10 protein-coding genes are annotated in these 12962 nt (G+C 71.6%); 4 read left to right on the top strand and 6 right to left on the bottom strand.

Going from position 1 to position 12962, the window contains the following annotated elements:
• Window positions 1–141: 141 nt before the first annotated feature.
• Window positions 142–648 (bottom strand): YflT domain-containing protein, encoded by a 507-nt coding sequence (locus AC6CCG_RS33515; protein ID WP_496659201.1) that lies wholly within the window; start codon window positions 646–648, stop codon window positions 142–144.
• A gap of 118 nt (window positions 649–766) precedes the next feature.
• Here AC6CCG_RS33515 and AC6CCG_RS33510 point away from each other — a divergent pair, with 118 nt between their 5' ends.
• The gene (locus AC6CCG_RS33510) at window positions 767–2044 is read left to right on the top strand and encodes a magnesium transporter MgtE N-terminal domain-containing protein (RefSeq protein WP_496659200.1); all 1278 of its coding nucleotides are present in this window, start codon (window positions 767–769) and stop codon (window positions 2042–2044) included.
• Window positions 2031–2576 carry a DUF1003 domain-containing protein gene (locus AC6CCG_RS33505; protein ID WP_496659199.1) on the top strand — a complete coding sequence of 182 codons (546 nt, stop codon included), beginning with the start codon at window positions 2031–2033 and terminating at the stop codon, window positions 2574–2576. The genes AC6CCG_RS33510 and AC6CCG_RS33505 overlap by 14 nt, the downstream gene beginning before the upstream one ends.
• A 59-nt stretch (window positions 2577–2635) precedes the next feature.
• Here the strand turns inward: AC6CCG_RS33505 and AC6CCG_RS33500 are convergent, their stop codons facing one another.
• A complete protein-coding gene (locus AC6CCG_RS33500) occupies window positions 2636–5920 on the bottom strand; it encodes a phosphodiester glycosidase family protein (RefSeq protein ID WP_496659198.1) in 3285 nt (1094 codons plus the stop codon).
• Window positions 5921–6114: 194 nt separating this feature from the next.
• Here AC6CCG_RS33500 and AC6CCG_RS33495 point away from each other — a divergent pair, with 194 nt between their 5' ends.
• Both AC6CCG_RS33495 and AC6CCG_RS33490 read left to right on the top strand, forming a co-directional pair.
• Entirely contained in the window at window positions 6115–7272 is a 1158-nt protein-coding gene (locus AC6CCG_RS33495) for an Mrp/NBP35 family ATP-binding protein (RefSeq protein ID WP_496659197.1), read from the top strand.
• 74 nt (window positions 7273–7346) lie between these two features.
• Window positions 7347–8222, top strand: coding sequence for an LLM class flavin-dependent oxidoreductase (locus tag AC6CCG_RS33490; RefSeq protein WP_496659196.1), 876 nt, complete (start codon window positions 7347–7349; stop codon window positions 8220–8222).
• 25 nt (window positions 8223–8247) lie between these two features.
• Here the strand turns inward: AC6CCG_RS33490 and AC6CCG_RS33485 are convergent, their stop codons facing one another.
• Genes AC6CCG_RS33485 through sigE form a run of 4 tightly spaced genes read right to left on the bottom strand, consistent with a single transcriptional unit; the run spans window position 8248 to window position 12934 of the window.
• Complete coding sequence (locus tag AC6CCG_RS33485; RefSeq protein ID WP_496659195.1) at window positions 8248–8682, bottom strand: sec-independent translocase; 435 nt, start codon at window positions 8680–8682, stop codon at window positions 8248–8250.
• A gap of 52 nt (window positions 8683–8734) precedes the next feature.
• A complete protein-coding gene (locus AC6CCG_RS33480; RefSeq protein WP_496659194.1) occupies window positions 8735–10741 on the bottom strand; it encodes a S1C family serine protease in 2007 nt (668 codons plus the stop codon).
• Window positions 10742–10748: 7 nt separating this feature from the next.
• A complete protein-coding gene (locus AC6CCG_RS33475; protein WP_496659193.1) occupies window positions 10749–12257 on the bottom strand; it encodes a sigma-E factor regulatory protein RseB domain-containing protein in 1509 nt (502 codons plus the stop codon).
• The gene (sigE, locus tag AC6CCG_RS33470) at window positions 12254–12934 is read right to left on the bottom strand and encodes an RNA polymerase sigma factor SigE (RefSeq protein ID WP_496659205.1); all 681 of its coding nucleotides are present in this window, start codon (window positions 12932–12934) and stop codon (window positions 12254–12256) included. The genes AC6CCG_RS33475 and sigE overlap by 4 nt, the downstream gene beginning before the upstream one ends.
• Between the last annotated feature and the right edge of the window lie 28 nt (window positions 12935–12962).

Raw genomic sequence — 12962 nt, 5'->3', positions numbered from 1 at the left:
CACCCGCTGAACCCGCCGGGAAAACCCCGGCCGAGCACCAAACCACGAACCACCCACAACACACCCCATCTAGGCCGTGTTGCACTCACCCCGAGATTCCGCCCGCCCAAACACCTGCTTTGGTGACCGGTCGGCGAGGGTTTATTCGAAGGCGCTGGCTCGGGCTCCGGGGAGCTGGAGCAGGAGTTCGCGGGCCTTGGCGGCGACCTTGTGCTCGCAGAGCACCTCGTACTTCGTCGCCACGGTCTGCGTCACCGAGGTGAAGTCGCGCTTGCCCTGGGAGAGCGCGTACCCGATCGACTGGAAGACGATGCTGATCGCGATGCCGATCGCGAGGGCGACCAGGAACAGCACCAGGATGTTCGGGACCGGCAGGAAGATCAACATCAGCAGGCCGACCAGCAGGCCGGTCGACACGCCCGACTGCAGGCCGTTGAGCAGCACGGTGCGCCAGGTCTTCCGGCCGAGCACCCGTTCCACGGATTTCAGCTCGGTGCCGACGATCGCGAGGTTCTGCACCTCGAACTTCTGATCGGACAGGAAGTCGACCGCCTTCTGGGCGTCGGCGTAACTGTTGTAGATCCCGACCGACTGCGGGAATTCGAGCTCGAAGATCGAGCCGACACCCTGCGACTGCGAGAACGCCATGATTCCTCCTGTACCCACTCGGAGGCCCAATCTACTCCGATGGACTGTGAGTTGGCTGTGTCCGCCGCGCGGCGCGACGGGATGCCCTCCGGCTAGGTCGCAGCGTTACTCTCAGCACGTGAACGGGACCTCGAATTCGATCTTCATCTCGCGGATTCGCGGCCTGCCGGTGCTCGACGGGTCGGGGGACCAGATCGGCAAGGTGCGCGACGTCGTCGTGCAGCGACGATCCGCGGGCCGGGCGCCACGAGTCAAGGGACTCATCGTCGAACTCTTCGCCAAACACCGGATCTTCCTGCCGATGGCCGGGGTCCGCGGCATCGACGCGGCTCAGGTGGTCATCTCCGGCGCGGTGAACCCGCGGCGCTTCGAACGCCGCGAGTCGGAGATGCTGGTGATCGACGACCTGTTCGACCTGCGGGTCACCCGGACCGACAGTCCGGCGCCGGCCACCGTGTTCGACGTCGCCATGCACGCGGTGCGCACACTGGAATGGGAACTGTCCCAGGTGGCGCTGCGCGAGGGACGGCCGCGCCGGTTCGGCCGTCGCGGCCACGTCACCATCGTGGACTGGTCGATCATCCGTGATCTTGGTGTCGACCACGAACAGGGTACGGAGCGACTGCTGGCCCAGATGGAGGACATGAAGGCGGCCGACATCGCGCGTGAGCTGCACGAGCTGCAGCCGGAGCGCCGGGCCGAGGTCGCCGCGGCGCTCGATGATCAGAAACTGGCCGACGCGCTCGAGGAGCTGCCGGAGGACGAGCAGGTCCGGCTGATCCAGGCCCTCGAGGTGGACCGGGCCGCCGACGTGCTGGCCGAGATGGAGCCGGACGACGCGGCCGACCTGATCGCCGATCTGTCCCCCGAGGTGGCCGAGGTGCTGCTGCAGCGGATGGAGCCCGACGAGGCCGACGACGTCCGCCGGCTGCTCAGCTACGCGGAGTTCACCGCTGGCGGCATGATGACCACCGAGCCGGTGATCATCTCGTCCGACGCGACCGTGGCCGACGCATTGGCGTTGGTCCGGGAACCCGAACTGAGTCCGTCGCTGGCCAGCATGGTCTACGTCTGCCGCGGCCCGCTGGAGACCCCGACCGGGAAGTTCGTCGGCGGCGTGCACATCCAGCGACTGCTCCGAGAACCGCCGTCGACACTGGCCTCGGCCTTGATCGACACCGAACTGGAGCCGCTCTCCCCCGAGGCGAACCTGCACAGCGTCAGCCGGTACTTCGCCACCTACGACCTGGTCAGCGCTCCGGTGGTCGACGATGATCATCGGCTGGTCGGCGCGGTGACCGTCGACGACGTCCTCGATCATGTCCTGCCGGCCGACTGGCGGGGCACCCAATTGGACCAACTCTCCTCTCAGGCGGTGAACCGTGGCCAGCAGTGATCGACAGTCCAGCCGGAGCCGTACCGCGGGCGACCGGGACCGCCTGAACACACCCGGCCGCGGCCGCCGGGTCCGGCTGCCCCGCCCCAGCATCGACCGGGACGCGTTCGGCCAGTTCGCCGAGGGCTTCGCCCGGTTCATGGGCACGGCCGGCTTCCTGGCTTGGATGACGGTCTTGATCATCGCCTGGATCCTCTGGAACGCGCCGATCGGACCGCCGCGGCCACGGATCGACGAGTACCCGTTCATCTTCCTGACCCTGATGCTGTCCCTGCAGGCCTCGTACGCGGCGCCGTTGATCTTGCTCGCGCAGAACCGGCAGGAGGCCCGGGACCGGGTCGGGCTTGAGCAGGACCGCGCCCAGGGTGCCCAGAACCGTGCCGACATGGACTTCCTGGCCCGCGAGATCGCCTCGCTGCGGATGTCGGTCGGCGAACTGGCCACCCGCGACTACGTACGGTCCGAACTGCGCACCGAGCTGCGGGCGATCCTCGCCGAGCTCGACGAGGAACGCTCGACCACCGCGCCCTGAGCCTGTCGAAGGGCCACGGCAGATCCGGGTGACCCTTCGACAAGCTCAGGGAGCGTTGGTCAGGTGATCTTGATCGTCGCGGTACGGGTGACGCCGTTGACGGTGACCGAAAGGGTCCCCGTTCCGGCCTTCAGGGCGGTGAGTCGGCCGGTCGCCGGGTCGAAGCGCAGGTTGGCCGAGGACCGCCAGTCCGCACTCACCGGATAGCTCACCGGCACGGTCCGGGAACCCTGCCGCAGTTCGGCTTTCGCGGTGCCGGTGCCGCCGGCCGGGAGGGTGGCCGGCGCGGTGAGGGTCAGCTCGTCGACATGCGGACGGAACTGCGCCGACAGCCAGTCCGGCCCGCCGAGGTACGGGAACCGACGGGCCCGCGCCTGGTCGGTCCGGGACACCGGATCGATCCCGTACAGGGACCAGCCGGTGAAGCCGCCCTCGCCCGGCGACGTCGCGGGGGCCTTGCCGGAGTTGCCGTTGATCACGTACGGGATGTTGTCGACCAGGGCCGCGTGGAAGGTGCCGACGTGGCCGCCGATGAAGGCCGCGCCCTTGCCGGTGCTGCGCTGGAAGTCGGCCAGCCAGTTCTCCAGCAGAGCCGCCTCGTGCCGATCGGCGAGCCGGCTGTTCTCGGCCGGCGTCGGGTCCCGCGGCGGATGGTGCTCGATGATCATGATCGAGTTGATCGACCGGTCCGTCGCCGCGTCGTCGAGTGCGGCCCGCAGCATCGCCAGTTGATCGAAGCCGCCGCCGCGCAGTGTGCCGGCCGACGAGTCGAGCGTGACGAACCGGGTGCCTTCATGATCGAAAGTCCGGTGCGCGGCGCCGAAGTACTGGGTGAAGTTCGTGATCGCCGAGCCCATGATCTCGTGGTTGCCCGGCACGTAGTGGTACGGGACCGCGTCGCCGATCTCCTCGTCCAGGATCCGCTGGGCCAGTTGGAAATCCGCCTCGGTCGCCTCGTCGACGAAATCGCCGGCGATGACGAAGAAGTCGGGCTTCGCGGCCTTGATCTCGCGCAGGGTGCGGCGGGCGGCTTGGACCAGCGGCGAGTCCGGGTCCCGGGCGACGAACTGCGCATCGGACATCACCGCGAACCGCCGGCTGCGGCCGTCGACGGCGGCCTGGGTCTGCACGATCGGTGCCCGAACCGCGGCCGGCGGCGGTACGTCGACGGCCGGCGCCGCGTTGACGTAGAGGTTGTCGATCAGGACCTCGCCGGTGTACTGCGCCGACGCCTTCGTCTCCAGCGTGTAGATCCGGCCGATCGTCACCGGTTGCGGCAGCCCGGCCGGCACCGCCAACTCGACGTTCTTCCAGCCGGTCCAGTCGATGTAGGGGCCGTAGACGGCGGTGAACTTGCCGGTGGCGTCGTACAGGCCGAAGGCGGTCCACTCGCCCTTCCCGTGCCCGTACAGCGAGACGCCGAACGAGCGGGCCTGGCCCTCGACGCCGAGCCGCTGCGGCGGGATCGCGTACGCGTTGCGGGTCAGTGTGGACTGGCTGAAGTCGTACGAGAGCTTGAGCGCCGCACCGTCCTCGCCGTCCGGGACCTTGCTCACCGCGGCCGTCGCCCGGGCGGTGCCGACCGTCCACGTGTCGGCGTCGTCGAAGCCGGCCAGCAGCTGTTTCTCGACGCCGACCGAGATGCCGAGCGTCGCGGTCAGGCCGCCGATCCTGGCCGTGACCAGGCCCGCCCCGGACTCCTGCTTCGGGGTGACCCGGAGCCGGCCGTCGGCGGTCGGCGCGATCTCGTACAGGCTCTCGTCGAAGTCGAGCTCCAGGTCGGCCGGATCGATCGGCGCCGAGGTGCCGAACGCGTCGTAGCCGAGGATCCCGAAGGTCGCGGTGACGTCCGCGGTCGGCACGTTGACCGTCTCGGCGGTCGCGGCCAGCCGGGCCACCGGGCCCAGCACCTCCAGGTCGAGCGTCCCCTGCGCCGCCCCCGAGGTCGCGGTGATCGTGGCCGGACCCGGGTCGGTGGCGCGGAACCTGCCGGCGGCGACCGTGCCGCGGGTGGCGGACCAGCGGATCGGAGCGGTCGTCTTCGCCGGGCCGTACGTCTCGTCGTGCGGGGTGGCGGTCAGGGTCCGGGACAGGCCGGCGAACACCCGGTCCGGCCGGGCCTTCCCGCCCACCGGGCTGTCGCTCGCGGCGGTCCGGCGATCGGCGGCGGTGTCGAGCCAGAGGCCGGCCGGCTTCCCGCTGCCGCGTGGGCCGAGGACGGCGAGCCCGTTCGGCACCGGCCGGACGGAGCCGTCGCCCGGAGTGTTGTCGACCCGGACCCGGTCCTCGCCGGGCCGCCGGCTGACCAGGGTGGTGGAGCCGCCGCCGTCCAGCTCGACGCCGACCCAGGCGCCGCGGGCCGCCAGCAGCCGGCCCAGTTCGGCCAGGGTGGCCCCGCGGCTGTGCGTCTGCCGGTCGCTGTCGACGCTGACGATGATGATCTTGGTGCCGTCCCGGGAGAAGCCGAGCCCGGTCCGTCCCGCGTACGTCTTGTCGTCGACCGGCCGGGCCTGACCGTCGGAGACGACGAGCTCGTGGACGCCGATCGCCGTCCGCACCGGCTTCCCGTCCGAGGGCCGCGGCCGGTGATCGACCTCGACCCGGTCTCCCACGCGCAGCGCCCGCAGGGCGTCGGCGCCGGCCTCGCGCCCCAGCAGGATCGTCGTGTCGGCAGGGATCCCGCCCGTTCCGGCTTGATCATCGACGGCGGTCACGACTCCGTTCCTGATCATCACCTCGACCACGTCGGCGACGCCCTGGACGGCGCGGCTCCGCGGATAGCCGCCCCAGAGCGAGGTGAATGCCTGCACCTCGTCCTTGCCGAGCAACGGGCTGTTCAGCCGGTCCAGTTCGACCGTCCCGGTCGGCAGCGTCGCCGTACCCTCGAACAACACCTCGAGCACCCGGCCCACCCCGCCGGCGTCGAAACCGACCGCCCGGTAGGGATCCTCCGAGGCCGACTTGATCAACTCGCCGTCGGCCACCACCGGACCCAGCGGGGCGCCGGAGTTGTTGATGTCGAAGAAGTCGCCGTTCACGGCGGCCACCGCGCCGGCCGCGTCGGCCTGCTCGGGGATCGGGGCCGGCTCGGTCAGCGCGCCGGTGCCCAGATAGCCGATCCGGGCGCCCTGGCTCAGGTCGATGGTCAGCGCATTGCCCTGCTGCCAGCCGCGTGCGTCCAAAGTCTCCACCTGTTCGGCGGTCACGCCCGGAGCGACCGGCCGGGACCGCCGATAGACCTCGAACGCACCGTCCTGCGCGGCGACCGCCGGTTCCTCGGCCACCGCCCGGGGCGGCCCGGCCAGCAGCAACGGCGTCAGTACGGCGAGAACGACCAGTAACACCCGGCCCCGTAGACGCGTCGGCACGAGCCACCTCCCCGAGTCAAGAATTGACATGAGCAGTCTGCACGCTTGGAATCAATGTGCACCAGCCCCGCGAGGTGAATGCTCACCGACCGTCCGGTGTCGGCCATCCCACAGTCTCGGCACCGGCTGCGGGTCGGGCCCGGCGCGCCGGCCCGTCTAGGCTGGGCGGCATGTCCGACCGTACGACCGACCATCCGCTCGAAGCCCCCATCCGGCAGGCGCTGACCGGGGTGAACGACCCCGAGATCCGCCGCCCGATCACCGAACTGGGGATGGTCCACTCGGTCGACGTCGACGACTCCGGAGCGGTCCGGGTCGAGGTGCTGCTCACGGTCGCCGGCTGCCCGCTCAAGGACACCCTGCGGCGCGACGTCACGGCCGCCGTGTCAGCGGTCACCGGCGTCACCGCGGTCGAGGTCGTCCTCGGCGTCATGTCGGACGAACAGCGGTCGGCGCTGCGGAACCAGTTGACCGGTGGCCAGGCCGAGCGCGACATCCCGTTCGCCCGGGCGGACTCGCTGACCCAGGTGATCGCGGTCGCCTCCGGCAAGGGCGGCGTCGGCAAGTCGTCGGTCACGGTCAACCTGGCGCTGGCCCTGGCGGCGAAGGGCCGGACCGTCGGTGTGCTGGACGCCGACATCTACGGCCACTCGGTCCCGGCCATGCTCGGCGTCGGCGACGCGCGCCCCACCTCGGTCGAGGACATGATCATGCCGGTCCCGGTCCAGGGCCTGAAGGTGATCTCGATCGGCATGCTGAAGCAGCGCCGCGACCAGGTGGTCGCCTGGCGCGGGCCGATCCTGGACCGCGCGCTGACCCAGATGCTGGCCGACGTCTACTGGGGCGACCTCGACTACCTGCTGATCGACCTGCCACCCGGCACCGGCGACGTGGCGATTTCGCTCGGCCAGAAGCTGCCGAACGCCGAGGTCCTGGTCGTCACCACCCCGCAGCAGGCCGCGGCCGAGGTCGCCGAGCGGGCCGGCACGATGGCGTCGATGATGAACCAGCGCGTGATCGGCGTCGTGGAGAACATGTCGTACTTCCTGGTGCCGGGCACCGGCGAGAAGCACCTCATCTTCGGCGAGGGCGGCGGCAAGGACGTGTCCGAGACGCTCGCCCAGCGGCTCGGCTACCCGGTGCCGCTGCTGGCTCAGGTGCCGCTGGATCCGAAGCTCCGCGAGGGTGGCGACGTGGGTACGCCGATCGTCGGGGCCGACCCGGGCCAGCCGGCCGCGGTCGCGCTGACCGGCCTGGCCGATCACCTGGCCGGCCGCGGCCGCGGCCTGGCCGGCAAGCAGTTGGGGCTGGCGCCGGTCGGCCGCTGAAACGCCTTCGGTCGACCGGCACCCACCGCTAGGGTCGGAACGGACCATGATCATCGTCGACCAGGAGGGCCAGCATGCGACTCGGGATCGGACTCCCCACCGCCGGAACTGAGAACGGGGCCGAGGCGATCGCCGCCGCGGCCGAAGGCGCGGAACGGATCGGGCTCGATTCGGTCTGGAGCTTCGAACGGCTGCTGTTGCCGACCAACGAGGCGTACGCCGGGCAACTGCCGGACGCGTACGCCTCCGTCTACTCACCGCTCGAGGTGCTGGCGTACGTGGCGGGCCGGACCAGTCGGGTCAGCCTCGGCACCAGCACCATGGTCGCGCTGCTGCACAACCCGGTCGACCTGGCCCGCCGGTTCGCCACTCTCGACCAGCTGAGCAACGGGCGGGCGGTGGTGGGCATCGGCCAGGGCTGGATGCCGGAGGAGTTCGAGGCGGCCGGGGTGCCGCTGAGCCGCCGCGGCGCCGGCTTCGCCGAGTTCGTCGAGGCGATGCGGGCGGCCTGGTCCGCGGATCCGGCCTCGTACGACGGACGTTTCTATCGCTTCGCCGAGTCCAAGATCGGGCCGAAGCCGGTGCAGACCGGCGGCCCGCCCATCGTCGTGGCCGCGATGGCACCGGCGGCCCTGCAGCGGACCGCGGCGGCCGGGCTCGGTCTCAACCCGATCTGGTTCGGCTGGGAGGCGCTGACCGAGACCGTCGGGGCGTTCCGGCAGGCGGCGTCGGCCGCCGGTCACGACCCTGCCGTACTGCCGATCGTGCTCCGGGTGAACGGGTCGCTCAGCGAGACCGCTCAGGGTGACGAGGCCACGGTGGTCGGATCGCCGGAGCAGGCCGCCGAGGCGATCCCGCGGCTGGCGGAACTCGGGGTGACCGAGATCCTGTGGTCGATGGACCTGCCGCTCGAGGAGCAGCTCGGACTGCTGGGTCAGCTCGTCGGCTGAGCCCGTGCCGGGCCCGGGCGACCGCTCAGGTGGCGTCCGGGTCGAACGGGGTCAGGATCCGGACCGGCACGCCGCCGGCACCGGCCAGGGCGCCGTTGACCGCGAGGTCGTCGCCGGACTTGGCGTTGTTCACGGTGTCGGTGAGGTCCTTGGCGAGGCCCTTGCCGGCCTCGGTGCCCGCGGTGAAGTCGGCCTTCACGTCGGCGACGATCGGCTCGACGTCGTCCAGCAGGTGCTTCTTGATGAACGCCTTGGGGTTCAGGTCGCGGAAGTCGACGTCCTCGAAGCCCGGACCCAGCTCCTTCTTCAACTGGTTCTGCGCGTTCCCGGCCATGGTCCGGACGTAGCGCACCAGGTGCGCCGCCTTGCGCGCGAACTGGGGCAGCCGTTCCGGTCCGAAGATGATCACGGCGACGACGACCAGCGCCAACAGCTCCGTGGGCCCGATGTCGAAGAACACAAGCGAATCCTACCCGTGCTCGGCGAATCCCGGGGCCCGGTCCACAACCCTCTTAGCCCTCGCGGGCGCCGAGCGTGACCTTGGCCTCCGCCTTCTTGCCGCCGCGCTCGTACGCGAGCACGATCTGGTCGCCCGGCCGGTGGGTCCGGATCGCGACGATCAGTTGCTCCAGCCCGGTCACCGGCTTGCCGTCGATGCTGGTCACCACGTCGCCGTCGGCCAGCCCGGCCGTGTCGGCGGGCCCGCCGCTCTCGACGCCGGACAGCTCGACGCCGGTGCCGTCCGGGGCGTCGCTGACGTTGGCGCCGATCACCGGGTAGGTGGCCTTGCCGTCCTTGATCAACATCGCGCCGATGTCCATTGCCTGGTTGATCGGGATGGCGAAGCCGAGGCCGATGCTGCCGGCCTGGCCCTGGGCCGAGCCGATGGTCAGGATCGCCGAGTTGACGCCGATCACCCGGCCGCCGGCATCGACCAGCGGGCCGCCGGAGTTGCCCGGGTTGATCGGGGCGTCGGTCTGCAGCGCGTTGATGTAGGCCGTGTTGGCGCCCGGGTCGGAGTCGTCGCCGACCACCACCGGGCGGTCCTTGGAGCTGATGATGCCCTGGGTCACCGTGTTGGCCAGGCCGAGCGGTGAACCGATCGCGATCGCGGCCTCGCCGACCTTCACGGCGTCGGAGTCGCCGATCTCCATCGGCACCAGCTTCTCCGAGGTCGGCACCTGGATCACGGCGAGGTCGTAGGTCGGGCTGCGGCCGAGGATGCGTGCGGTGGCCCGGGAGCCGTCGTTGTAGACCACGGTGATCCGGCCGCCGCTGGCGGCCTTCTCGACGACGTGGTTGTTGGTCATGATCCGGCCCTCGTCGTCCAGGATGAACCCGGACCCGCCGGTGCTGCCGACCCTGATCATCACGGTGCTGGGCAGCACCCGCTTCGCGACCTCGACCGTGTTCGCCTCGGGCGGCGCCGGCGGCAGCGGCTCCCGCGTCGTCGGCGGCGGCCCGCCGACGGGCGTCGCCTGGGTTCCGGTGCGGGGCACCAGCAGCCCGCCGCCGAAGCCGGCCAGGCCGCCGACCACGGCCGCGAGGATCACCGCCAGCAGCACGATCCCGACGCCACCGCCGCGCCGACGCTGCCGGCCGGGCTGAGCCTGCGGCTGGGGTGGCGGGTAGACCGGACCCGGCTGCAGCGGCGGTACGTTGCCGGGAGCCGGGAAGAGTTGGGTGGGTTCGGCGGACCGATAGCCGGGACCGACGCCCGGGATCGGCTGGGTCGGCTGATGGTCCTGGGACCGGCGCGGCTCGGGCGGCGGGCCGGCCGGGACACCGGCCGGACCGGGAGCGGCGAACGGGTGCGGTGCGGCCGCGGAGCCCGGCGACGACGTGCCGTGCGGGGGCTGACCTCCGTGGCCCTGATTCGGGCCCGGCGGCGGGACGGCAGCCGAGCCGGGACTCGGCCGCCCGGCGTCCTGGCCGCCGAAGCCATGACCCTGCGAGCCGCCGGGATTCTGCGCTCCACCGGGACGCTGCGCCCCACCGAAGTTCTGCGAGCTGCCGAAGTTCTGCGGATCAACTGAGCGCTGTGGATCACCCGGGTACTGCTGACCGCTCGGGTTCCGCGGCCCGGCGAAGTCCGGAGAGCCGCCCGGGTTACGCCCGCCGCCGAAGTCGGGTGAGCCACCGCTCCGCGGTCCGCCGAAGTCGCGTCCGGCACCGAAGTCCTGCGCCCCGCCGGGGCCGGGCGTCCCGCCGAGGTCCTGCGCTCCGCCGAAGTCCTGCGCGCCGCGCCGGCCCGGCGGGTTCGGCCCGCTGCCGGGTGCGGGCGTACCCCCGAAGGTCTGGGCGCTGCCCGGGCTCTGGCCGAGCGGCTGCTCGCTGCCGGTACCCTGACCGGCTGGGGCTTGACCGCCGCTCCCGCCCTGGCCGCCGGGACCACTGCTGCCGGGCCCGCCGGCCGAGGCCGGCGACGATCCGGGGGCGCCTTCGGGCGTGCCGAAAGGTCCGTAGTAGTGGAAGTCGTCGTCCCGACTGCCCCGCTCGGGGCGGTCGTCTCCTGCCATGTTCCGCCTACCCGACGAGGTCGTTGATGATGCGGGTCAGGCCCGCTTGGACGCGGCCCATCGTAGTTGGCTCAGGAGTCGTTTCGTGGGGCAGTTGATCGGCCACGTCGGCCAGCGCGGCCCGGTCGCCGTCCGTGATCACGGTGAAGACCTTGTCGCCGGACTGCCAGGTCGCGACCAGTGCCGTCCCGTTGCGTACGTAGGCGCCGACCTCCTCGTCCCAGGCCGATCCGGCGGGCGGGCCGGCGAGCCGGCCGTGCGCCTCGTACACCGCGACGGTGGTCAGGCCGTCGCTGTAGGTCATGTGCAGCGACTCCGGCTGCTCGCTGCCGTCGCTGCGCAGCCGGACCAGGGACAGCCCGGCCAGCTGGTCGTGGCAGGACCAGCCACGCTCCGACATGACGGGCGCGCTGGACAGGGTCAGCGTGGTGGCGTCGTCGGGCAGGTTGAGCGGTGCGGAGGCGTCCTCGGAACTGTGGCCGTTGTTCACCGCGACCGAGGTGAAGCCGGTCGAGAGCCGTACCTCACCGTCGTTGTCGAACCGCTGCTGCCAGAGCACCAGGCCGGTCTGCTCGTCGATCCACCAGCGTGCCGCCAGCCGCCCGGTCGCGTAGCTGACCGCGTCGACCATGACCGCCGAACGGCCGACCACCTTGGCCTGGGTCGCGCCGGTCAGCCGGTAGCCGGCGGTGATCATCCGGAAGATGTCGCCGTCGCCGACCGGGGTGCGCGGCGGCGCGGCCAGGAAGCCGTCGGCGAGTTCGTCGCCGTCCGGGCCGCGGACCACGACGTTGCTGCCCCGACCGGGGGTGAAGGCCACCTCCATCGACCCGGAGGTCCGGTCGGCTCCGAGCCCGGCCACCAGCTGCTGATTGCCGGTGTAGCCGACGGTGATCGCGGCCTCGAAGGCGCGGCGGAGCCAGTTGGTCGCGGCCACCAGCGAAAGTTCGGGCCCGCGCGCGGCGGCCGGGGCGTCGAGTTCGGCGTCGGGCGCCGACAGCGCGGCCTGGTCGACCAGGGCGGCGGCGCCGACCAGCGTGCTCGCGGTCGGGAGTTGGGCCAGCGCGGCCCCGAATTCGGTACGGACCTGAGGGGCGGGATCGGACAGCAGCGGGGCCTTGTCGGTCGGCGCCGCCGCGTACCCGATGCCGCCGACGGTCGCGGTCAGCAACGCCACCAGGGCCAGCACCGCAGCGGTCCGGCGCAGCGGGGCGTGCCGCTCCCGGGGCAGGTCGGCCCAGGTGCTCTGCTCGAACGGCCGGGACGACAGCGGGCGGCGGGCCCGCGGTCCGGCGATGGAGACCAGTCGGTCGGAGAGGGTGCCCGGGGCGGCCGGGCCGGCGGGCGCGCCCTGGGTCAGCAGCTGCCGCAGCCGGAACAGTCCTTCGACGTCCTCGCGGCAGTCAGCGCACCGGCTCAGGTGCTTGACCACCCGGTCTTCGTCGGCGCGCTGCAGCGCCCCGTCCACATATGCGGATCGGAGTTCGGCCAAATCGTGACAAGTGGTCCTCTTCACGCCGTCCTCGCGCCGAGCAAGCTCCGCAGCCCGCGCCGTCGCGGTTCGGCCGGCTCGGTGACTGCTACCTCATCTCCCTCAACGGGTACGCCGAGATAACGTTCCCGATCGGCGGTCGGACGGCGGTGCGCGAGGGCCTCCCGCAGTTGGGCGCGGCCACGGTGGATGCGGCTGCGGACCGTGCCGATCTTCACGTCGAGGACGCTGGCGATCTCCTCGTAGCTCATGCCTTCGATGTCGCAGAGCACCACGGCGGCGCGGAACTCGGGCGGCAGCGCGGCCAGGGCGGCGGCGACGTCGTGCTCCATGTCGGCGTCGGCCAGCTGGTCCGACGGGCTGGGCAGGCTGCTCTGCAGTCGTTCCGCGGTGCCGTCCGGCATCCCGTCGAAGCGGATCTTCTGCTTGCGCCGCGCGGCGTCGAGGAAGAGGTTGGTGGTGATCCGGTGCAGCCAGCCCTCGAAGGTGCCGGGCTGGAACCGGTGCAGCGAGCGGAACACCCGGACGAACACGTCCTGGGTCAGGTCCTCGGCGTCGTGCGGGTTCCCGGTCAGCCGGTACGCCAGCCGATAGACCCGGGCGCTGTGGTCACGGACGACCTGCTCCCAACTCGGCGGTTGCCACTCCGGCTCGGCCGGCGGCTGCCAGTCGTTGGGGTCGGGGGCCGGCCAGTTCTGCATGCCGTCCTCCCCCGTCCTCGTCCGTTGC

The organism is Microlunatus sp. YIM B11417, from assembly GCF_059617205.1.
This window is presented reverse-complemented; position numbering and strand designations above follow the sequence as displayed.

What these genes read in the sequence shown, in the direction of transcription:
- AC6CCG_RS33515 (WP_496659201.1), bottom strand. Translation starts at nt 648, where the DNA reads ATGGCGTTCTCGCAGTCGCAGGGTGTCGGCTCGATCTTCGAGCTCGAA.
- AC6CCG_RS33495 (WP_496659197.1), top strand. Translation starts at nt 6,115, where the DNA reads ATGTCCGACCGTACGACCGACCATCCGCTCGAAGCCCCCATCCGGCAG.
- AC6CCG_RS33490 (WP_496659196.1), top strand. Translation starts at nt 7,347, where the DNA reads ATGCGACTCGGGATCGGACTCCCCACCGCCGGAACTGAGAACGGGGCC.
- AC6CCG_RS33480 (WP_496659194.1), bottom strand. Translation starts at nt 10,741, where the DNA reads ATGGCAGGAGACGACCGCCCCGAGCGGGGCAGTCGGGACGACGACTTC.
- sigE (WP_496659205.1), bottom strand. Translation starts at nt 12,934, where the DNA reads ATGCAGAACTGGCCGGCCCCCGACCCCAACGACTGGCAGCCGCCGGCC.